We start from the raw sequence: 18,297 nt of genomic DNA, 5'->3' as shown, positions 1-18,297 counted from the left end.
ATCAATTATTGGCACTCATCAGCGGTCAAGCTGCGTGCCTCATCAACCAGCATGACCGGAATGTCATTGCGGATTGGGTAAGCTAAGCGATCTGCTTTGCAAACGAGCTCATGCTTCTCACTATCTAAATGCAAAGTACTTTTGCATAAAGGGCAGACCAAAATTTCGAGTAAGCGCTTATCCATATCTGATCTTTTTTATAGGGTGTATTGATTGGGGTCGGGTCTTTGCAAAATCGATTGCAACCAGTCGGCAAAGGCATTCGGTAGGTCTAAAGTCATTGGCACTACCCAAATGCGTTCATCCTCTATTGAGGAGCATTTTACGGCATCCTTTTCTGTAATGAGGATGCATTCAGCATGAATGGCGGAGAAAAATTCTGGGGTATAGCTAGCATGATCAGCTAAACCAATACATTTGCCTGCAATACCTTGTTTGAGTAAATCATCAAAAAAGCGTTGGGGGTTACCAATGGCTGCTACAGCAGTGATTTTGTTGGGCAGATAGGTATCGGCGATTGAGGCGAGTGACTGAGTATTGGCGGGGTGAATGAGTTGATAGGGCATTCCTAATTGAGTACCCAAAGTAAATGCTCTTCTTCCCGCGAAATACTCATCAACCAGGCTTATGGGCGTGGCAACACCAGTCATGAGGGTTGCATCCCGTTCTCGCGTTGCCAGCTCACGTAGGGGGCCAGCGGGCAACAAGAAGCCATTGCCTTCACCACGCGCATCCCGCACCACCAATTCGATATCACGACCACCTTCTCTAGCTGGCCAACGCGCTAAAGCACGGTGTTGCAAACCATCATCACTGATGATGACATTGACCGAAGGATCTTTCTTGAGAAGAGCACGAATACTCTCGACACGTTTTGGATAGACCCAGATCGGAAATTGATTCTGTGCGCGTTTAGCAATCAGTACCGGCTCATCACCCACGACCGATGGATCTGAATCACTTTGCACCTGAGTAGGTGCCCTTAATCCTACAGCACCATAACCCCTGCTGATAATTCCGGGCTTCCATCCCATGCGAGCTAGGCGTTCAGCTAGAGCAATCACGATAGGTGTTTTGCCGGTACCCCCCACGCGGATGTTACCCACAATAATTACGGGCACTGCTTGTGGTTTGCTGCTACCAATTCCTAGGTCGTTGATGAGATCAAGGGCGCGATTGATTAAACCGTATACCCAAGATAGGGGCCAGAGCACGATGCTGGTAGGGCCACGTCGCTCCCAAAACTGAGGGGCCTTCTTTAGGCTGGCGGAGGATTTTGTGGATGACATTAAAAGTAATTTAAATGCTTTTTACTTCTTTGTCTGACTACTAAAAACAATATTAGATAGATTGGCATCACGAGCAGCTTCTAGCGCGCTCATCACTGCTTGATGGGGTGCTCTCGCATCTGCATCGATATTGATCTGAATACCACCCTCTTTATTAGCGCTGTTCTGATTGAGTAAATTCAGTGCATTGCTAAGTTGGTTGCGGTCAGTCACTTTGCCGTTGATTGCAAAGCGTCCATCGCGACTTACTGCAATATGAATTTGTTTCACCTCGGTCTGACTAGCTGCGCCATTGGCGGTGGGAAGGGTGATAGCGAGTTCTTGGTAGCGCGTAAAGGTGGTGGAGATCATCAAGAAGATGAGTACCACTAAGAGCACATCAATAAAAGGGATGAGGTTAATCTCTGGCTCTACTGGGGCAGATTTAATGCCCAGGGAGAATCGACCCTGATAACCAATGCGATTGTTTAACCAATTCATTTTGAAGTGGTGGAGTTGGGATATAACTTCTTAAACAGCTGACGAGTAAATTCTTCGCACTCATGCTGACGCTGATTGGCCATCGCACGTAAGCCACGCCACGCAGCCAATGCTGGAATGGCAATGAGCAGTCCAAATGCCGTGTTGTAAAGCGCTACAGAAATTCCATGGGCTAGTTGTTGAGGGCTGCCTGCGCCCCCATGAATTGCGCCTTGACTGCCGAAGATCTCAATCATGCCCACCACGGTACCAAAGAGGCCAAGTAAGGGTGCAACTGTCGCAATGGTAGCTAGTGCACCTAAATAACGATCCAGCTTGAGCCACGTGGTCTGAGCTGTTGCTTGCAGCTCCTCTAGAGCGGAGTCTGCTGAGCTGCCAGCTGATTTCTCGCGCAAGATACAAGCAAAGAGCGAGCCTGCGGGGGAAATTTGGCTAACTGCAGTGATTTCGTCCTCAGAAACCTTTTTTTGCCCTGAAATGGCATTAGCCAAGGCAAAAACAGATTCAAGGCTATCTTTAGGAAAAATGTGGATTTGGCGCAAATACCAAGCTCGCTCGAGCATGATGGCGAGGCCAATAATGGAGATGATGAGGAGTGGCCAGATAGGCCAGCCAGCAGACAGTAAGATTGAGTACATAAGCTCAGTACTTTAGCTGAATTAAAAACCCGTTTTCTGAAAGTCAGCCTGTGGATAACTCTGTGCAAAACTTTCTAGGAAATGGCTTGTAAGTCCTTGATTGATGGTAAAGATGTCCGATTTTGGGCAAATACACTCAAAATCGAGAGTGATAATTTATGATATAAATCAAAAGGATAGAGATCATCTGTTGGATTTATGAGACGTTTTGGGTCAGTAATTACTTACTTTTAGCGGTTAAATCGCAGGCGAATGTGCTTCTGTGGATATTTATTGGCCGCTAAGCCAGGTGCTTGTGTAGAAATAGAGAAAAAATGTCGGAAATATCAAGGGAAATTCTGAGTGTTGGCGACCTAAACCGCGCCATTGCGAGCTCTTTAGAGGAGCGCTTTGACACCGTATGGGTGAGCGGGGAGATTTCTAATTTCAAGGCTTATGACAGTGGCCACTGGTACTTTTCTCTCAAAGACGAGGAAGGGCAAATCCGCTGCGTAATGTTCCGGGGTCGTAACGGACAGGTCGGTTTTATGCCCCAGTCTGGTGATTTGGTGGAAGTCAGTGCTCAGCTGGGAATGTATGTTCCCAGGGGGGATATTCAGCTCACAATTCAAACCCTAAGACGTGCTGGTATGGGCGGGCTATATGAAGCCTTCCTCAAACTCAAGGCTAAATTAGCCAAAGAAGGTCTCTTTGATGCTGAGACTAAGCGTGAGATCCCAACCCATCCAAGATCCATTGGCATCATCACCTCGCCACAGGCTGCTGCACTCAAGGATGTGCTCAGCACTTTAGCGAGAAGAGCCCCCCATATTCCGATTGTGATTTACCCAACCCTAGTGCAGGGTCCGGATGCGCCTGCGGGAATTATTTCCGCAATCAAAGCTGCTGAAAAAGAAAATGCTGTTGATGTCATTTTGTTAGTGAGGGGTGGCGGCAGTATTGAAGACCTCTGGGCATTTAATGATGAGAAGCTGGCTTATGTAATTGCCCAATCGCGCATCCCAATAGTCAGCGGTGTTGGTCATGAAACTGATGTCACGATTGCAGACTTTGTTGCTGACTTGCGAGCACCAACCCCAACAGGCGCTGCTGAGTTGGCAGCACCACGTCGTGATCAAATGTTGCAAGAGCTTGATGCCATCATGCAAGCGCTCTTGCAAAGAGTGAGTCAGCGTGTAGAGCGAGAAGCGCAAACTCTAGATCAATTAGCATTGCGCCTAGGCCATGCTTTACCAAACCCTGATCGCATGCGTGAGCAAATTGCGAGCTGGCAACAACGCCTCAATCAAGCATGGGGTGTGCGGGTAGAGAGTTGGAAGCGCAATCAAGGCCACTACCAAGCCCAACTAGAAATGCTCAACCCGCAAAGAACGCTAGAGCGAGGCTACGCAGTCATCTTGAGCAAAGAGGAGCAAGCAATGCATGCAGTACGCAACCCCAAGGAGCTCAACACGAAAGAGGTATTCCAGGTGCAGCTAGCAGAAGGTCAAGTGGAAGTCGAGTTTGCAAATATCAAGTAAGGTGTCGACTGGACTTATCCATTCAAAGTCAGTAACTACTTAATCTTACTGGTTATTATACAATTATTTTTCTGTATAATAACGAGATGAAATCAGATCTATACACCCCTCTATCCTTGTCTGCGCAAACAGCGTATGCGGAGTTGCAAGATCAATTACGAATTCAGAGCATCGATCGATTTCGGATATTACCGGGCGCGTTTCATAAACAAATGCAAAAGGGAAGGCCCTATATCTATTACGGCTATAGGGACCTAGATGGTACTGGTCGGATGGCTTATGTAGGACCAGAGGATGACAGGATTCTCGATTTGATTAAAAAGCATGATGCTGTAAAAGCGGGTGATTTGCAGATCAAAATCAAGGCGCTAGCAAAGTCTGCTGAGGCGCTGGGTTGCGCAAGTGCGCTGACTAAGCATTTTAGAGTAATCAATCGATTGGATCAGTACGGTTTCTTTGGTGCTGGTGGGATATTGATTGGGACCCACGCCTTTTTAGCTATGGGCAATATGCTGGGAGTGAAATGGCTCTCATCAAATTTGACGATGGATGTTGATTTTGCTCACGCAGGTAAGAATGTGTCGATTGCCTTATGTGCGAATGTCAAAATTTCCGTTCACGATGCCTTGAATTCACTTGAGATGGGCCTTTTACCAATCACAGAGTTTTCTGGCAAAACTGGTGCCCAGTATCGCAATCCAAAAGACCCGGAGTTGCGACTAGATTTTGTTACCCCTCAAACTCGTAACGGTGGGCCTGTAGTTTTGCCCGAGCTAGGTCTAGCATTGGAATGCCTGAAGTTTATGGAATTTTCGTTGATCGATACAACGCAAGCAGTTTTGCTTTCCAAAGAAGGAGCTTGTATTGTTAATATTCCTTCGCCTGAACGCTACGCGGTCCATAAATTAATTATTTATGGTGAGCGACCCGTTAGCGAGCGATCAAAGGCAAATAAGGATCTTGGGCAAGCCGCAGCAATTTTTAAGGTGCTTTTTGAGAGTGGTAATGCCAATTTAGTGAGAGATGCATGGTCTGATGCATTGTCGCGTGGTCCAGGATGGATTAAAAGATTAAATCAGGGAAAGCAAGCTTTACTGAGGCAATATCCAGAATTACTTACATTAAATATTGACTAATTTTTTAGAAAATATTCGGCTCAATCTCAAGTTGAACGCCATAGATTTCACGTACTTTGTCTTGAATGGATTTGGCTAAATTAAGAATGTCTTCAGCTGTGCCATCGCCATGATTGACTAGTACCAGAGCTTGGTTTTTGTAAACGCCAACAGAACCAACCGTCTGACCTTTGAATCCGCATTGATCGATGAGCCATCCAGCAGCCAGTTTGCGCATACCTGTTTGGTCTGGATAAGAAACTAATTGCGGATGGACCTGTAGTAAATCCAGGTATTGCTTGTCAGGAACGATGGGGTTCTGGAAAAAACTGCCAGCATTGCCAATCACTTTAGGGTCTGGCAATTTTTGTGAACGAATATTGCAAACGGCTGTGAAAATTTGCTGAGCAGTCGGCTTAGTATCTGCACCAGCAAATTGTCTAGCTAGGTCAGCATATTGAAGTCGTGGTTCCCAGGCTTTGGGGATTTTAAAAGCGACCTTTGTCACGATAAATCGATGGGGATTTTGCTTGAAGTAGCTATCGCGATAAGCAAACTGGCATGCTGCTTTCGGGAGGGTGACAAAGGCATGGGCTGCTGTATCAAAAGCTTCGATGCTGTCGATAAAGTCAGCTACTTCTGCGCCATAAGCCCCGATATTTTGGATGGGAGCTGCGCCAACTGTTCCGGGTATGAGGGCAAGGTTTTCAAGACCTGGCAATTGCTGCTCTATGGTCCAGGAAACGAAGTCATGCCAATTGACCCCAGCGCCTACCGTAATCACCGTATTACTCTCATCAGACCGGGTGATTTCTTGTCCTGGAATGTTCATTAGGAGGGTTACGCCAGGCAAGACTTTGGGCAAAATGACATTACTTCCTCCGCCAAGAACTCGCCAAGGTAATTTCTGCTCTGCAATTTGCTGCATCACCTTCGGAATTTGTTCTGCAGCAGTGATCTCATAGGCTGATTCCGCGCATACCTCAAAGCCAAAGGTGTTGCGGTACTTTAACGCCATATTGGGCGTCAATTTTGGCGAGGTGGGCGCATTTTGTGCGGAGTTCATGCCACAATCTTATTCGCAATCGTATTTTCTGCGGTCTTTCTGCTTCAAAATTACAGAAAGCCCATGAGATTTGCCAGAACAGAATATCCAAGATTACTCAAGATTAACTAAGGAGTTGAAATGCCATCATTTGACGTAGTGTGCGAACCCGACATGATTGAGTTAAAAAACGCGATCGAACAGTCCAATAAAGAAATCACCAATCGCTTCGACTTCAAAGGCTCTGATAGCCGTGTTGAGCAAAAGGACGAGACTTTGATCCTCTTTGGCGATGACGACTTTAAATTGGGCCAAGTGCGCGATGTACTGATTAGCAAGATGGCTAAACGCAATGTGGATGTGCGTTATCTTAAGGATGATAAAACTGAGACTATTGGTGGCGATAAGCGCAAGCAAACCATGAAGATTCAGAAGGGCATTACTTCTGAGTTATCTAAAAAAGTAGTACGCATCATTAAAGATAGTAAGATCAAAGTTCAAGCTAGCATCCAAGGTGATGCGGTTCGTGTTACTGGCACTAAGCGGGATGACTTACAAGAGACGATGGCTTTGCTTAAGAAGGAAGTAACAGAAGCGCCTTTAGGCTTTAATAACTTCCGTGACTAAATTTAGGGCAAGTTCTCGCAAACCCATCCCCCACTCAGAATTGGTGGTGAAGGCATAAAGCTTCTTTAGCCGGATTTAGATAAATTGGTTCCTTTTTGGAACCTATATAGCTATAATGGACCTATCTCAAGGAGAAAAATATGTCTATTAACGTTAAGTTGTCTGAAAGTTTGGTGGAACAGGCTAAAGCTTATGGGCAAATTGAGCACCGCTCGGTGCCTAAGCAGATTGAATACTGGTCGCAGATTGGTAGGGTTGCTCAAGAGAATCCGGACTTACCGTTTTCTATGATTCGAGAGATTTTGATTGCAGATCAAGAGCCAATCATTGGTGAGTATGCGTTTAGTTGATGCGCTTACTTCTGACGGCCTCGTTTGTAAGGGCTATAAAAAAATTACACCCGCAACAAAAATCTGAGTTGGACGGTGCGGTTAGGGCCATTGGTTTAGATCCATCTATTGGGGAGGCTAAGATCGGAGATTTACTGGGCGTGCGAGTTTTTAAGTTTCGACTTTCACAGCAACAGTGTCTGTTGGCCTATCGAATTTTGGATGAAGAAAGTATTAAGTTATTGACCTTTGGCCCGCATGAAAATTTCTATCGTGATTTAAAGCGACAGGATGATTGAATTTCACTTCAATCAAAAATAATTTGAAGAAACATTTGTGCTTATGGCGACTGTTGAACAGGGCTTGACTCTATTGCTTAAGCCGTCGATTGCATTGACAAGCCAAGAAGCCATTGAGCGCTTCTGTGATGCTTGTTGGCTTGAGGATGGATTAGCCCAGAATAGCTTGTCAGCCTATCGTCGCGATCTACTCCTTCTAGCACAGTGGCTTTTTAAAGAATCTGGCGCTGATCTCTACAGCGTTACAGAAAAAGATCTCACAGCCTACATAGCCCATCGTCGTGCGGATAAGGCTACTACTGCTAATCGACGTCTAACAGTTTTCAAGCGCTTTTATCGTCATGCACTTCGTATTAATTTGGTCAAGAGTGACCCTTGCATTGGCTTGCGCGCTGCTAAGCAGGCGCTGCGCTTTCCGAAGACCTTGAGTGAAGATCAGGTTACTGCCTTACTCAATGCCCCTGATATCGATACTCCACTGGGACTGCGTGATCGCACCATGTTGGAGTTGATGTATGCCAGTGGCTTACGTGTCTCGGAGATTGTTACTCTCAAGACGGTGGCGCTTGGCTTAAATGAGGGTGTGGTTCGGATCGTGAATGGTAAGGGTGGTAAAGAGCGCCTAGTGCCTTTTGGCGGAGAAGCAGGGCAGTGGTTGCGTCGTTATCTGACTGAAGCAAGAACGCCATTGCTTGAAGGTAAAACTACAGATGCTGTATTTGTGGGTCGTCATACTGGGACGGGTTTAACGCGTCAAGCCTTTTGGGCTTTAATCAAGCGTTATGCCACGATTGCCAATATTCCTGTGGCCTTATCTCCACATACCCTGCGCCATGCTTTTGCCACCCATTTGCTCAATCATGGGGCGGATTTGAGGGTAGTGCAGCTGCTTTTGGGACATGCTGATATCTCTACTACTCAGATCTATACCCATGTGGCTAGAGAGCGTCTTAAATCGATTCATCAGCAGCATCATCCTAGGGGCTCTTAAGCTACTAATCCAGGGGATATTACTACCGCATGTCTCTAAATTTAGGTCTCAACCCAGTTCTCTAGAGCAAGGTTTGCAACCCTTTTAAATTCACGTAAATTATTCGTTACTAGAATAAGCCCCAGGCTAATTGCATGGGCAGCAATATGTATATCGTTCTCACCAATCGTTTCACCCTTTCTCTCAAGCGTCGCTTTAATTTGGCCGTAGTGTTGAGAAGCTTTTGCGTCATAAGGGAGTACATCTAGATGGCTAATGAATTCCTCTATTGCCTCTAAATTCTTGTCGACGTTGGGACTCTTCTCCGCGCCATAAATTAACTCAGATAAAGTGATGCTTGAAATTGCCATTCGACTCGCATTCGTGTTGAAGATCTTCAACACTTCTGCTGGTCTGCGTTTGAGTACATATATAACAATGTTGGTATCCAGTAAATACTTGAGCATTAAAGGTCTTCTCGCTTAACTGGTTTTTGCTCCCCGCGTTCATTCATAAAGTCACTAGATACGGATGGCCCATTTAGGAAAAAGTTATCCCAAGTGTTTTCAAATGGCGTAATAATTCGCTCTCGACCGCGAATGCGGACAATGACCTTTTTCACCTCATCCGGTAAACGGGCTTCTGCCGGCAATCTAACTGCTTGGCTGCGATTATTGGTAAACACTGTGCTAATTGCTATGGACATAGCGCTCCCCTTATGTATATAGCAATAGTATATAGCATTTGATCCAGGTTTGGTAATCCAAAAATAATTCGTTAGATAAGTGTTTAAGATAGCAGCATGAATTTCACTCTAGACCTGTTGCTCATCCCAATTGCTTACCTCATTGGATCTATTTCATTTGCGGTAGTGGTCAGTAAGTGCATGCGTTTGCCCGACCCCCACTCTTATGGCTCTGGTAATCCTGGTGCTACCAATGTTCTGCGCACCGGCAATAAGCTTGCCGCCGTTCTGACCTTAATTGGCGATGCACTTAAAGGCTTTTTTGCCGTGATGCTCGCCAGAATCCTACTAGGCGATGAATCGCTGACTTCAACACTGAGCTCTTGGTTGTTATGTGGTGTTGTCATCGCTGTGTTCCTGGGCCACTTATTCCCCATCTTCCACGGTTTTAAAGGCGGCAAAGGTGTTGCAACTGCCTGCGGTATTTTGTTTGGCATCAATTGGATTCTGGGCTTAGCTACATTAGGTACCTGGATTATTGTGGCGGCATTCATGCGCTACTCTTCTTTAGCTGCTTTAGCTGCCGCAGTATTTGGTCCGATCTACTTTGTATTCTTATTTGGTTTCCAGCCGATGGGCATTGCGCTGCTTGCAGTTTGTCTTTTGCTGATCTGGCGTCATCGCAGCAATATTTACAATCTCATCAACGGTAAAGAAAGTCGCATTGGCTCCAAGAAGAAGGCGCAATCATGACTATTGCTTATTGGTGTGTGCTGTTCATGGGATTATTTCCCTATGTTGCTGCTGGAATTGCTAAAAAAGGATTTGAGGGTTATGACAATGGCATGCCCAGACAATGGCTTGCGAAGCAGACAGGATTTCGGGCGCGCGCCAATGCCGCTCAAGCTAATCTTTTTGAATCTCTTCCCTTATTTTTCGCCGCTGTCATCATTGCCACTGTAGCCAACGCACCGCAAGCTAGGGTTGATTTATTGGCAATCGGATTTGTTGCTGCACGTATTGCTTATTTAATTTGCTATGTAGCGGATTGGCCAACCACCCGATCAATAGTGTGGCTTGCTGGCTTGGCTTGCGTAGTGGCAATCTTATTCCAGATTTAATAGATCTAAAACTAACTTACAAAATTCACCGAGATAACTAATAGATATGCCCACTAAAAAAACTCCTACGAAGACGGTTGCCAAGGCTCCTGCTAAGAAAACCTCTAGCGTTAAGTCTGCCAAGAATGCCACTCAAAAATCCACTCCAAAAAAGAGCGATGCTGGGACACCATTGTCTGTAGTGATTCGTCGACGCATTGAGGCGCAAAAGGCGCGCTTTCATGCGAATGACAATATTTCTAAATTCATTCAGCCTGGTGAATTAGAGGGCTTGGTGGATGAGGTTGCAGAAAAGATGCAGGCTGTTTTAGAAAGTTTAGTGATTGATACTGAGAGTGATCACAATACGAAGAACACCAGCCAGCGTGTTGCGAAAATGTTTATTAAAGAAGTATTCAATGGCCGTTATGTTGAGCAGCCTACGCTGACTAAATTTCCGAATGTCAGCCGCCTCAATGAGTTGATGATCATTGGCCCGATTACTGTTCGTAGCGCTTGCTCGCATCATCTTTGTCCGATCATGGGTCGTATTTGGATTGGGGTATTACCAAGCAAAGAATCTGCTCTCATTGGTTTGTCAAAGTACTCACGTTTAACTGAGTGGGTAATGTGCCGTCCACAAATTCAGGAAGAGGCAGTAGTTGAGTTGGCCGACATGCTGGAGAAGAAAATCAAGCCGATTGGTGTTGCAATCGTGATGGATGCAGATCACTTCTGCATGCAGTGGCGCGGTGTAAAAGATCGTGACTCGAAGATGGTGAACAGTGTGATGCGAGGCGCCTTCTTAAAAGACTCTAATTTGCGTAGAGAGTTTTTATCTCTTCTCGATAAAAGGTAGGCAATAGCTAGAGCATGACACTATCTAAATTGGGTTGGCATCTGACGGTAGTCACCTTTACATTCGCAGTGGGATCTATTTTGATGGGTTGCTCTTTGTATCCCGACGTCAATACCGATCCAGCCAAAAATAATAAGGCTACTTTTCGCCAAGATGCTCTTGATTGTGCGCAATCCTATCCAGAATCAGGATCAGGTATCCACGTAAAACAGCGTATTGCCTGCATGAATCTCAAGGGCTGGCATTAGAAATTTGCAGTAAATTGATTTTGAGAACAATTCTCAACAAAATAGTCATACAAATCAGATGCTTAGAGTGCCTATAGTCGACTAATTTGATCTGTTTTATGATCCACTCAGATGCAATCTTTGTTCTATTTCACTCTCTGGAGAACGTATGAAAAATAGTCGTCGCCAATTTATGATTTTGTCCGCTGCTGGTGCTTGCACCTTGGCTTTGAACGGTAAAGTTCAGGCTCAAGCCATGGTTGCTGAAACTGATCCACAAGCTGCTGCTTTGGGTTACAAAGCTGATGCCTCAAAAGTAGACAAGGCAAAGTTTGCTAAGTATGCTGCTGGTCAACAGTGCGATAACTGCGCCCTGTACCAAGGCAAAGCTGGTTCAGCTGCCGGCGGTTGCTCTTTGTTTGGTGCCAAACAAGTTGCTGGTAAAGGCTGGTGCTCTGCTTACGCTAAAAAGGCCTAATGCCAGATTAGTTAGGAGTTCAATAAAAAAGCTGCTTCGGCAGCTTTTTTATTGCGTGCGTGGATTTGACTCAATTGTGCGCAGGTTTATGATTGCTTGAGAACATCAATAGATAAAGCATGAGACATCAATACAAGAATCTACTCAAGCACTGCTCCTTTTACTTTGGCGGGGATCAGCCGCATGTGCCTTGGCTTGAGAAAATTCGCTCCGTTGCAGGAGCTTTTATTGGTTTGATGTTAGTACTCACTATCGCCAAGTTCCTTGGCGATTTAAGTGGACTTGATGAGTGGCTGATGGCTTCCCTAGGAGCAAGCGCTTTACTTGTCTTTGCCTTGCCAGGGAGTCCGATGGCTCAGCCCTGGGCTGTAATTGCAGGCAATACCTTATCCGCCTTAATCGGTATTGCAACCATCCACTTAGTTAGTGAGCCCTTATTGGCAATGCCCCTCGCTGCTAGCCTATCGATTTTGGGGATGTTTGTATTGCGCTGTTTGCATCCACCAGCTGCAGCAGTAGCTTTAATTGTGGTCCTGGGGCATGTCATGCACTACCGATACGCTTTTTTCCCAGTAATGGTCGATTCAATATTGCTGGTGATAGCTGGGGCGGTTTACAGTAACTTAACTGGTAAACGCTACCCCAATAGACCAAATTAACTATTTAAAAACAATGACTTGTAATTATTTTTGCTTGGTGGCTGCAATAGAAGCGATGCAATCTTTGATGCCGTAATTGTGATATTTGCCCGCATTTTCCTTTTTCAGGGATTGGGCGCATTCGATAACTGAATTGCGGACGTTGATTTTTGGGATATTGCTTGTAGACATTTTTTGACTCCAATAATTTAATTTCAAAACCAGCTTTAACCGCCTTATATCTTCAAGGCTAGTCAACAACAGTGGACTTTAAGAGTGCTATCTTGCGCTCAATTTAATTCTATTCAATTTCGCAGGATCCGTGTAAACCTTAATAAAGCCCGAATTGGCTCATAAAGCCTATAAAATCATGGATTATTTACAAAAAGCATAAAGGCTTTACCCATTCGATATGGTTCAAGTGATTCCAGCTACCGAAGTAATTCCAGTCATTCTGTGTGGCGGCTCTGGAACTCGTCTGTGGCCCTTATCCCGCTCTGGTTTTCCAAAACAGTTTTTAGTGCTCTCTGGCGATGATTCTGCCAAGAGCCTTTTTCAGCAAGCGGTTGAAAGGTTAAATGCTATTGGCTCACCTGAGATTCAGTTGGGCAGAACAGTTGTGGTCACGAACGAGGAGCATCGCTTCTTAGTTCTTGACCAATTGCGTGAAATTCCCAAGGTTAAAGCAACGCTATTACTTGAGCCAGTGGGTCGCAATACAGCCCCGGCACTGACATTAGCCGCCATGTATGCAGGCGAGCAGTCTGGCGGTGAGGTCGACCCAATTTTGGTGATGACGCCAGCCGATCAAACCATCCAAAATGGTCAAGCTTTTTCTAAAGCGCTGCAAGAATGTATCTCCGTGGTTGCGGCAGATACAGCCAAGAAAACGGTTGCGATTTTGGGTATCACTGCTACTGCACCCGAAACGGGTTATGGATACATCAAAAGGAGTGGCAGCCAGGGTGTCCATGGTGAATATACCGTAGAGCAGTTTGCAGAAAAGCCGGATGTGCAAACAGCTAAATCGTATTTAGAAAACGGTAACTATTTTTGGAATGGCGGTATGTTTGTAGTACGTGCGAGCACTTGGCTTGCTGCCTTAAAAGAATATCGGGCCGATATCTTAGATACTGCCAAAACCGCTTGGGTGGCACGAACGATTGATCAATCGGCCGATACCGACTTCGTGCGCCCTGATAAGGAGCTCTTCAAGGTTATACCGAGCGAATCTATTGACTATGCTGTGATTGAAAAGTGCCCAAGCTCAAGTCAATTTGCGATCAAGATGGTTGAGCTCAATGCTGGCTGGAATGATCTTGGTGCCTGGGATGCAGTGTGGCAAGTAGGTAAAAAAGATGAGTACGGAAATGTTACCAGTGGCGATACTCTGCTGAGCAATACAAAGAACTCATTAGTTCATGCTAGCAGTCGTTTGGTGGGTACAGTAGGCATTGATAACTTAGTCATTATTGAAACCGCTGATGCAGTCTTAGTTGCTGACAGGACCAATAGTCAAGATGTTAAAAGTATCGTCATTCAACTAGAACAACAAAAGCGTGAAGAGAAGAATTTACATCGCAAGGTTGCTAGACCTTGGGGTTGGTATGACAGCGTGGATGAAGGCGAGCGCTTTAAGGTGAAGCGTATTCAGGTAAAGCCTGGGGCAAGCCTGTCATTACAAATGCACCACCATCGTGCTGAGCATTGGATTGTGGTTAAAGGTACCGCAGAGATTACTAATGGTGACAAGGTGATTATGCTTACCGAAAATCAAAGCACGTATATTCCACAGGGGCAAACCCATCGCTTAGCAAATCCAGGAAAAACCCCGCTAGAAATTATTGAAGTTCAGTCCGGCAGCTACTTGGGTGAGGATGACATTGTGCGTTTTGAAGATAACTATGGGCGCTCTAAATAATGAGTGACGCTAATCCAGTGATGAATCAACCCAGCAATTCAAATAAACGTACTGCATTAATTTGTGGGGTCAGTGGTCAAGATGGAAGCTACTTAGCTCAATTGCTTTTGGATAAAGGTTATGTAGTTTTTGGTACTTCCAGGGATGTACAGGGATCCTCCTTCTCAAACCATCAAAAGTTAGGTATTCAGGATCAAATTAGCTACATCTCGATGGTGCCCGAAGACTTTCGGAGCGTCTTAGTAGCATTGCGCAAGGGCAATCCTGATGAGATCTATTATTTAGCGGGTCAGTCATCCGTAGGTTTATCTTTTGAGCAACCAGCTGAAACGATTCAGAGTATTACCTTGGGCACCTTGAATATCCTAGAGGGCTGCCGAATGATGGATAAATCGATCAAAATCTATCACGCAGGCTCTGGTGAATGCTTCGGCGATACCCATGGCGAACCTGCTAACGAGAACACTGCGTTCTACCCCATGAGTCCTTATGCGGTTGCTAAAACCTCTGCCTATTGGTTGGTTAATAACTACCGCGATGCGTATGGCCTATTTGCGTGTACCGGTATCTTGTTCAACCATGAGTCCCCATTACGCCCCGAGCGTTTTGTAACGCAGAAAATTATTCGGGCTGTGAAGCGTATTGCGGAGGGTAGCAAGGAGAAATTAAAACTCGGCCGCTTGGACATCGCAAGAGATTGGGGTTGGGCTCCTGAGTACGTTGAGGCGATGTGGTTGATGTTGCAACAAGATAAGCCAGAGGATTATGTGATTGCTACTGGCACTACCATTACCCTCGAAGAATTTGTGAAGGTAGCATTTGAGCAGGCAAATCTGAATTGGAAAGATCACGTCATTCAGGACCCTAGCTTGTTTCGTCCTACGGACTTAGCTGTGGGTCGCGCCGATCCTGGCAAAGCTCAAAAGGCACTCGCTTGGGAGTCTTCGACTAAAGGTGTTGAGGTTGTTAAAAGCATGTACCAATCTTTATAATCAATTTACAAATACAGATAATTAGCTAAATCGCATTTAGTCAAAAATATGAAAAAAATCCAAAAAGTTGCCCTAATTACAGGCATCACCGGTCAAGACGGTTCTTATCTCGCAGAGTTCTTACTGGAAAAAGGTTACATAGTTCACGGCATTAAACGTCGCGCCTCTTCTTTTAATACTGAGCGCATCGATCACCTGTATCAAGACCCACATGTCAATCACCCTGATTTGATTTTGCATTACGGTGATTTAACAGATACAAGTAACTTGGTCCGCATTATTCAAGAGTGCCAGCCTGATGAGATTTATAACCTAGGTGCTCAGTCACACGTAGCCGTTTCTTTTGAATCTCCTGAGTACACGGCGGATGTCGATGCCATGGGCCCACTGCGAATGTTAGAAGCCATTCGTATTTTGGGATTAGAGAAAAAGACCCGCTTCTACCAAGCCTCGACTTCTGAGCTCTATGGCTTAGTACAAGAAATTCCTCAAAAAGAGACCACACCTTTTTATCCGCGTAGCCCCTATGCCGTAGCTAAGATGTACGCCTACTGGATTACCGTGAACTACCGTGAAGCCTATGGGATGTATGCCTGTAATGGCATCCTCTTTAATCATGAGTCTAAGCGTCGTGGCGAGACTTTTGTGACTCGTAAAGTGACGCGTGGTTTGGCAAATATTTCTCAGGGATTGGAGAAGTGCCTTTTCATGGGTAATATTGATGCGCTACGCGACTGGGGTCATGCAAAAGACTACGTGCGCATGCAATGGCTCATGCTCCAACAAGTCAAACCAGAAGATTTTGTAATCGCCACAGGTGTGCAGTTCACAGTGCGTGAATTTATTATCCGTAGTGCTAAGCAATTGGGCATTACCTTAAAGTTTGAGGGTACCGCCGAGAATGAAAAAGCTGTTGTAGCTTTGATTGAGGGCGATAAAGCCCCGGCACTCAAGGTTGGGGATGTGATTGTCCAGATCGATCCACGCTACTACCGCCCTACAGAAGTTGAAACCCTCTTGGGTGATCCAACCAAAGCCAAAACTAAACTGGGCTGGGTGCCAGAAATTACCTTAGATCAAATGATTGTGGAGATGGTGGCCAATGATTTAGAAAAAGCCAAGCAGCATGCACTTTTAGAAAAGCATGGCTACTCTGTAGCGGTGGGTAAAGAGAATTAAGAATTAGAAGTAATAGCAAGAACTTAGAGCGGATAGAGAAGAGCACAAACATGCCAACAGAGGTAAGCCAAAAGATCTACGTTGCTGGCCATCGCGGTATGGTAGGTTCAGCCATTGTTCGCAATCTACAAGCCAAGGGCTTTAGTAATATTGTCACTCGCACTCATAGCGAATTAGATTTGACTAATCAAGCCGCGGTACAGGCCTTCTTTGAATCAGAGAAACCTGATCAGGTCTATCTAGCGGCAGCTCGCGTAGGGGGGATCCATGCCAACAATACCTTCCCCGCTGAATTTATCTATGACAACTTGATGGTGCAAAACAATGTAATACATCAAGCCTTTCTGTCTGGGGTAAAGAAACTCTTGTTTTTAGGGTCTAGCTGTATTTATCCTAAGCTAGCTCCCCAGCCTATGAGTGAAGATGCATTACTTACCGGTAAATTAGAGCCTACCAATGAGCCCTATGCTGTGGCGAAGATTGCCGGTATTAAGATGTGCGAGAGCTATAACCGTCAGTATGGTCAAAGTCATGGGGTGGATTACCGCTCAGTCATGCCAACCAATTTGTATGGACCTGGCGACAATTACCATCCCGAGAACAGCCATGTCATCCCAGCCCTGATTAGACGATTTCATGAAGCTAAAGTAAGCAATGCGCCAGAGGTTGTGATTTGGGGGACGGGTACCCCTAGAAGAGAATTTCTTTATGTGGACGATATGGCTGCAGCATCAGTATTTGTGATGAACCTTGATAGAGACATCTATGATCAACATACATCTCCAATGGAGAGTCATCTCAATGTAGGTTATGGCAGTGATATCACTATTGCTGAATTAGCTACCGCAGTAGCTAGAGCAACAGGGTATCAGGGAAAGATTAGCTTTGATGCTAGTAAGCCCGATGGAGCCCCAAGGAAGTGGATGGATTCCAAAAAATTAAATGCTTTGGGTTGGTACCCAACCGCATCACTTGAGTATGGTATGAATCAGGCTTACGCTGCCTATCTAAATAGACTCTAATCTCTGTGTAAATTGGTAAGACCTCTTATTTAGGTATATAGCATTTGGAAGTTTCCAAGCCGGTTAATTACTGCTGCAATTTCAACTGAATCCCCCCAGTTTTTGGGTAGAAGTACTACCCCCCTTGTATTGAGGGCTGCAGCAACAAGGCTAAATTGGCTATTTGAGCAAATGAGAACACTCGCCATTCTCATAATACAGTGGGCGGTGATGGCATCAATGCTGTCCAGAAAAATACATTTTTCAAATTTAGAATTAAAGCCATCCTTTAGTTCTTGAGAAATTCTAGAGTCTGAGATGACAACAATCGTTTTGCATAACGAATTGAATTTATTGGCAGCATTCAAGAAAACTTCATTGGGCATGAGGTGGCTAGCTACATTAATGTAGTCTCCACGGCGAATATGAGCGCAGAGATAATCATTTTGACCCAAATCAAAGGTGCTGTTGGTTATATTTTGAATGGAGAAATAGCGTTTAGTCGCATCATTTTCTAGGGCGTTTAGAGCAAGCGAGATTTTATCTGGGCCATCAGCAATTAGATGTTCTTTTAATATATTTCCATTGGTAAAACTTTTAAAGTCTGAGGGATTAATCCCAAAAGGAGTAAGTTGCCATGCCCACTGAGAAATTTGGCCTACTTGTCCTTCGGTAGCTAATTCAGCTGGATTTTCAAAATAACTAAGGTCGGCATAAACCTCATTACCTGAATCCCGCATAGAGAAATAAATTGCTGCACTTAGAATTTGAGCACCCATGCCACCAGTGAAAGTGATAATCACTTTTTTGTTTTTTCTTATTTTAGGAATTAATAATGAGCTGAGATTAAACATGGGATATAAGAAAGTGATCAAGCTGATTTTAAAAAATGAGTTTCTTCTAAT

The 18,297-nt window shown here is 45.0% G+C and carries 25 protein-coding genes; 16 read left to right on the top strand and 9 right to left on the bottom strand.

The genetic code is table 11. The features are described from left to right. Window positions 1-5: 5 nt before the first annotated feature. Genes ICN11_RS01605 through ICN11_RS01590 form a run of 4 tightly spaced genes read right to left on the bottom strand, consistent with a single transcriptional unit; the run spans window position 6 to window position 2,407 of the window. Window positions 6-185, bottom strand: a complete 180-nt coding sequence (locus ICN11_RS01605) for a Trm112 family protein (RefSeq protein WP_216228837.1) — start codon at window positions 183-185, stop codon at window positions 6-8. 12 nt (window positions 186-197) lie between these two features. Beyond that, window positions 198-1,289 (bottom strand): tetraacyldisaccharide 4'-kinase, encoded by a 1,092-nt coding sequence (gene lpxK / locus ICN11_RS01600; protein WP_216228836.1) that lies wholly within the window; start codon window positions 1,287-1,289, stop codon window positions 198-200. Window positions 1,290-1,310: 21 nt separating this feature from the next. Continuing rightward, a complete protein-coding gene (locus ICN11_RS01595) occupies window positions 1,311-1,769 on the bottom strand; it encodes a biopolymer transporter ExbD (RefSeq protein WP_216228835.1) in 459 nt (152 codons plus the stop codon). Beyond that, complete coding sequence (locus ICN11_RS01590; RefSeq protein WP_216228834.1) at window positions 1,766-2,407, bottom strand: MotA/TolQ/ExbB proton channel family protein; 642 nt, start codon at window positions 2,405-2,407, stop codon at window positions 1,766-1,768. Before ICN11_RS01590 ends, ICN11_RS01595 begins: the two co-directional genes overlap by 4 nt. 314 nt (window positions 2,408-2,721) lie before the next feature. On the opposite strand from ICN11_RS01590, the gene xseA reads away from it, so the two are divergent. Both xseA and ICN11_RS01580 read left to right on the top strand, forming a co-directional pair. Beyond that, entirely contained in the window at window positions 2,722-3,927 is a 1,206-nt protein-coding gene (gene xseA, locus ICN11_RS01585) for an exodeoxyribonuclease VII large subunit (protein ID WP_216228833.1), read from the top strand. Between the two features lie 86 nt (window positions 3,928-4,013). Continuing rightward, window positions 4,014-5,063 (top strand): GSU2403 family nucleotidyltransferase fold protein, encoded by a 1,050-nt coding sequence (locus ICN11_RS01580; protein ID WP_216228832.1) that lies wholly within the window; start codon window positions 4,014-4,016, stop codon window positions 5,061-5,063. A gap of 4 nt (window positions 5,064-5,067) precedes the next feature. Here the strand turns inward: ICN11_RS01580 and murB are convergent, their stop codons facing one another. Beyond that, a complete protein-coding gene (gene murB / locus ICN11_RS01575) occupies window positions 5,068-6,108 on the bottom strand; it encodes a UDP-N-acetylmuramate dehydrogenase (RefSeq protein WP_216228831.1) in 1,041 nt (346 codons plus the stop codon). Between the two features lie 120 nt (window positions 6,109-6,228). Here murB and ICN11_RS01570 point away from each other — a divergent pair, with 120 nt between their 5' ends. The 4 genes from ICN11_RS01570 to xerD all read left to right on the top strand — a co-directional run bounded on the left by ICN11_RS01570 (window position 6,229) and on the right by xerD (window position 8,333). Further along, window positions 6,229-6,714 (top strand): YajQ family cyclic di-GMP-binding protein, encoded by a 486-nt coding sequence (locus ICN11_RS01570; protein ID WP_015420471.1) that lies wholly within the window; start codon window positions 6,229-6,231, stop codon window positions 6,712-6,714. Between the two features lie 140 nt (window positions 6,715-6,854). After that, complete coding sequence (locus tag ICN11_RS01565) at window positions 6,855-7,064, top strand: ParD-like family protein (RefSeq protein WP_216228830.1); 210 nt, start codon at window positions 6,855-6,857, stop codon at window positions 7,062-7,064. Then, on the top strand, window positions 7,064-7,342 hold the full coding sequence (locus tag ICN11_RS01560; RefSeq protein WP_216228829.1) for a type II toxin-antitoxin system RelE/ParE family toxin: 279 nt from the start codon (window positions 7,064-7,066) through the stop codon (window positions 7,340-7,342). Before ICN11_RS01565 ends, ICN11_RS01560 begins: the two co-directional genes overlap by 1 nt. 43 nt (window positions 7,343-7,385) lie before the next feature. Beyond that, entirely contained in the window at window positions 7,386-8,333 is a 948-nt protein-coding gene (xerD, locus tag ICN11_RS01555; RefSeq protein WP_216228828.1) for a site-specific tyrosine recombinase XerD, read from the top strand. A gap of 41 nt (window positions 8,334-8,374) precedes the next feature. On the opposite strand, the gene ICN11_RS01550 is transcribed toward xerD, so the two are convergent. Together ICN11_RS01550 and vapB are read right to left on the bottom strand one after the other, a co-directional pair. Further along, window positions 8,375-8,779, bottom strand: coding sequence for a type II toxin-antitoxin system VapC family toxin (locus ICN11_RS01550; protein WP_015420475.1), 405 nt, complete (start codon window positions 8,777-8,779; stop codon window positions 8,375-8,377). Further along, window positions 8,779-9,018, bottom strand: a complete 240-nt coding sequence (vapB, locus tag ICN11_RS01545; RefSeq protein WP_216863121.1) for a type II toxin-antitoxin system VapB family antitoxin — start codon at window positions 9,016-9,018, stop codon at window positions 8,779-8,781. Before vapB ends, ICN11_RS01550 begins: the two co-directional genes overlap by 1 nt. A gap of 96 nt (window positions 9,019-9,114) precedes the next feature. Between vapB and plsY the strand changes: the two genes are divergently transcribed. From plsY to ICN11_RS01515, 6 genes are all read left to right on the top strand, one after another. Then, the gene (plsY, locus tag ICN11_RS01540) at window positions 9,115-9,750 is read left to right on the top strand and encodes a glycerol-3-phosphate 1-O-acyltransferase PlsY (protein ID WP_216228827.1); all 636 of its coding nucleotides are present in this window, start codon (window positions 9,115-9,117) and stop codon (window positions 9,748-9,750) included. After that, on the top strand, window positions 9,747-10,118 hold the full coding sequence (locus ICN11_RS01535; protein WP_216228826.1) for an MAPEG family protein: 372 nt from the start codon (window positions 9,747-9,749) through the stop codon (window positions 10,116-10,118). The genes plsY and ICN11_RS01535 overlap by 4 nt, the downstream gene beginning before the upstream one ends. Window positions 10,119-10,164: 46 nt before the next feature. Then, window positions 10,165-10,956 (top strand): GTP cyclohydrolase I, encoded by a 792-nt coding sequence (gene folE, locus ICN11_RS01530; protein WP_216228825.1) that lies wholly within the window; start codon window positions 10,165-10,167, stop codon window positions 10,954-10,956. 14 nt (window positions 10,957-10,970) lie between these two features. After that, window positions 10,971-11,204, top strand: coding sequence for a hypothetical protein (locus ICN11_RS01525; protein WP_216228824.1), 234 nt, complete (start codon window positions 10,971-10,973; stop codon window positions 11,202-11,204). Between the two features lie 148 nt (window positions 11,205-11,352). Further along, on the top strand, window positions 11,353-11,661 hold the full coding sequence (locus tag ICN11_RS01520; RefSeq protein ID WP_216228823.1) for a high-potential iron-sulfur protein: 309 nt from the start codon (window positions 11,353-11,355) through the stop codon (window positions 11,659-11,661). 119 nt (window positions 11,662-11,780) lie between these two features. After that, window positions 11,781-12,320 (top strand): HPP family protein, encoded by a 540-nt coding sequence (locus ICN11_RS01515; RefSeq protein ID WP_216228822.1) that lies wholly within the window; start codon window positions 11,781-11,783, stop codon window positions 12,318-12,320. 24 nt (window positions 12,321-12,344) lie between these two features. On the opposite strand, the gene ICN11_RS01510 is transcribed toward ICN11_RS01515, so the two are convergent. Next, window positions 12,345-12,491, bottom strand: a complete 147-nt coding sequence (locus tag ICN11_RS01510; protein ID WP_216228821.1) for a hypothetical protein — start codon at window positions 12,489-12,491, stop codon at window positions 12,345-12,347. Window positions 12,492-12,711: 220 nt separating this feature from the next. On the opposite strand from ICN11_RS01510, the gene ICN11_RS01505 reads away from it, so the two are divergent. From ICN11_RS01505 to ICN11_RS01490, 4 genes are read left to right on the top strand one after another with little or no spacing between them, the layout of a single operon-like run. Continuing rightward, complete coding sequence (locus ICN11_RS01505) at window positions 12,712-14,220, top strand: mannose-1-phosphate guanylyltransferase/mannose-6-phosphate isomerase (protein WP_216228820.1); 1,509 nt, start codon at window positions 12,712-12,714, stop codon at window positions 14,218-14,220. Beyond that, window positions 14,220-15,212 carry a GDP-mannose 4,6-dehydratase gene (locus tag ICN11_RS01500; RefSeq protein ID WP_216228819.1) on the top strand — a complete coding sequence of 331 codons (993 nt, stop codon included), beginning with the start codon at window positions 14,220-14,222 and terminating at the stop codon, window positions 15,210-15,212. Before ICN11_RS01505 ends, ICN11_RS01500 begins: the two co-directional genes overlap by 1 nt. 48 nt (window positions 15,213-15,260) lie before the next feature. Then, window positions 15,261-16,391: a GDP-mannose 4,6-dehydratase gene (gene gmd / locus ICN11_RS01495; protein WP_216228818.1), complete on the top strand. Its 1,131-nt coding sequence runs from the start codon at window positions 15,261-15,263 to the stop codon at window positions 16,389-16,391. Between the two features lie 50 nt (window positions 16,392-16,441). After that, on the top strand, window positions 16,442-17,413 hold the full coding sequence (locus tag ICN11_RS01490; RefSeq protein WP_216228817.1) for a GDP-L-fucose synthase: 972 nt from the start codon (window positions 16,442-16,444) through the stop codon (window positions 17,411-17,413). 29 nt (window positions 17,414-17,442) lie between these two features. Here ICN11_RS01490 and ICN11_RS01485 read toward each other — a convergent pair whose 3' ends face one another. Next, on the bottom strand, window positions 17,443-18,246 hold the full coding sequence (locus tag ICN11_RS01485) for an alpha-1,2-fucosyltransferase (protein WP_216228816.1): 804 nt from the start codon (window positions 18,244-18,246) through the stop codon (window positions 17,443-17,445). Window positions 18,247-18,297 lie beyond the last annotated feature (51 nt).

It is taken from the genome of Polynucleobacter sp. 78F-HAINBA, from assembly GCF_018882325.1.
Lineage (GTDB): Bacteria > Pseudomonadota > Gammaproteobacteria > Burkholderiales > Burkholderiaceae > Polynucleobacter.
Note: the sequence above shows the minus strand (reverse complement) of the source record. Positions and strands in the feature narration are given on the sequence as shown.

Bases quoted from the DNA above. Each gene is read 5' to 3' on its own strand.
- ICN11_RS01605 (WP_216228837.1), bottom strand. From the start codon at position 185: ATGGATAAGCGCTTACTCGAAATTTTGGTCTGCCCTTTATGCAAAAGT.
- lpxK (WP_216228836.1), bottom strand. From the start codon at position 1,289: ATGTCATCCACAAAATCCTCCGCCAGCCTAAAGAAGGCCCCTCAGTTT.
- ICN11_RS01595 (WP_216228835.1), bottom strand. From the start codon at position 1,769: ATGAATTGGTTAAACAATCGCATTGGTTATCAGGGTCGATTCTCCCTG.
- ICN11_RS01590 (WP_216228834.1), bottom strand. From the start codon at position 2,407: ATGTACTCAATCTTACTGTCTGCTGGCTGGCCTATCTGGCCACTCCTC.
- xseA (WP_216228833.1), top strand. From the start codon at position 2,722: ATGTCGGAAATATCAAGGGAAATTCTGAGTGTTGGCGACCTAAACCGC.
- ICN11_RS01580 (WP_216228832.1), top strand. From the start codon at position 4,014: ATGAAATCAGATCTATACACCCCTCTATCCTTGTCTGCGCAAACAGCG.
- murB (WP_216228831.1), bottom strand. From the start codon at position 6,108: ATGAACTCCGCACAAAATGCGCCCACCTCGCCAAAATTGACGCCCAAT.
- ICN11_RS01570 (WP_015420471.1), top strand. From the start codon at position 6,229: ATGCCATCATTTGACGTAGTGTGCGAACCCGACATGATTGAGTTAAAA.
- ICN11_RS01565 (WP_216228830.1), top strand. From the start codon at position 6,855: ATGTCTATTAACGTTAAGTTGTCTGAAAGTTTGGTGGAACAGGCTAAA.
- ICN11_RS01560 (WP_216228829.1), top strand. From the start codon at position 7,064: ATGCGCTTACTTCTGACGGCCTCGTTTGTAAGGGCTATAAAAAAATTA.
- xerD (WP_216228828.1), top strand. From the start codon at position 7,386: ATGGCGACTGTTGAACAGGGCTTGACTCTATTGCTTAAGCCGTCGATT.
- ICN11_RS01550 (WP_015420475.1), bottom strand. From the start codon at position 8,779: ATGCTCAAGTATTTACTGGATACCAACATTGTTATATATGTACTCAAA.
- vapB (WP_216863121.1), bottom strand. From the start codon at position 9,018: ATGTCCATAGCAATTAGCACAGTGTTTACCAATAATCGCAGCCAAGCA.
- plsY (WP_216228827.1), top strand. From the start codon at position 9,115: ATGAATTTCACTCTAGACCTGTTGCTCATCCCAATTGCTTACCTCATT.
- ICN11_RS01535 (WP_216228826.1), top strand. From the start codon at position 9,747: ATGACTATTGCTTATTGGTGTGTGCTGTTCATGGGATTATTTCCCTAT.
- folE (WP_216228825.1), top strand. From the start codon at position 10,165: ATGCCCACTAAAAAAACTCCTACGAAGACGGTTGCCAAGGCTCCTGCT.
- ICN11_RS01525 (WP_216228824.1), top strand. From the start codon at position 10,971: ATGACACTATCTAAATTGGGTTGGCATCTGACGGTAGTCACCTTTACA.
- ICN11_RS01520 (WP_216228823.1), top strand. From the start codon at position 11,353: ATGAAAAATAGTCGTCGCCAATTTATGATTTTGTCCGCTGCTGGTGCT.
- ICN11_RS01515 (WP_216228822.1), top strand. From the start codon at position 11,781: ATGAGACATCAATACAAGAATCTACTCAAGCACTGCTCCTTTTACTTT.
- ICN11_RS01510 (WP_216228821.1), bottom strand. From the start codon at position 12,491: ATGTCTACAAGCAATATCCCAAAAATCAACGTCCGCAATTCAGTTATC.
- ICN11_RS01505 (WP_216228820.1), top strand. From the start codon at position 12,712: ATGGTTCAAGTGATTCCAGCTACCGAAGTAATTCCAGTCATTCTGTGT.
- ICN11_RS01500 (WP_216228819.1), top strand. From the start codon at position 14,220: ATGAGTGACGCTAATCCAGTGATGAATCAACCCAGCAATTCAAATAAA.
- gmd (WP_216228818.1), top strand. From the start codon at position 15,261: ATGAAAAAAATCCAAAAAGTTGCCCTAATTACAGGCATCACCGGTCAA.
- ICN11_RS01490 (WP_216228817.1), top strand. From the start codon at position 16,442: ATGCCAACAGAGGTAAGCCAAAAGATCTACGTTGCTGGCCATCGCGGT.
- ICN11_RS01485 (WP_216228816.1), bottom strand. From the start codon at position 18,246: ATGTTTAATCTCAGCTCATTATTAATTCCTAAAATAAGAAAAAACAAA.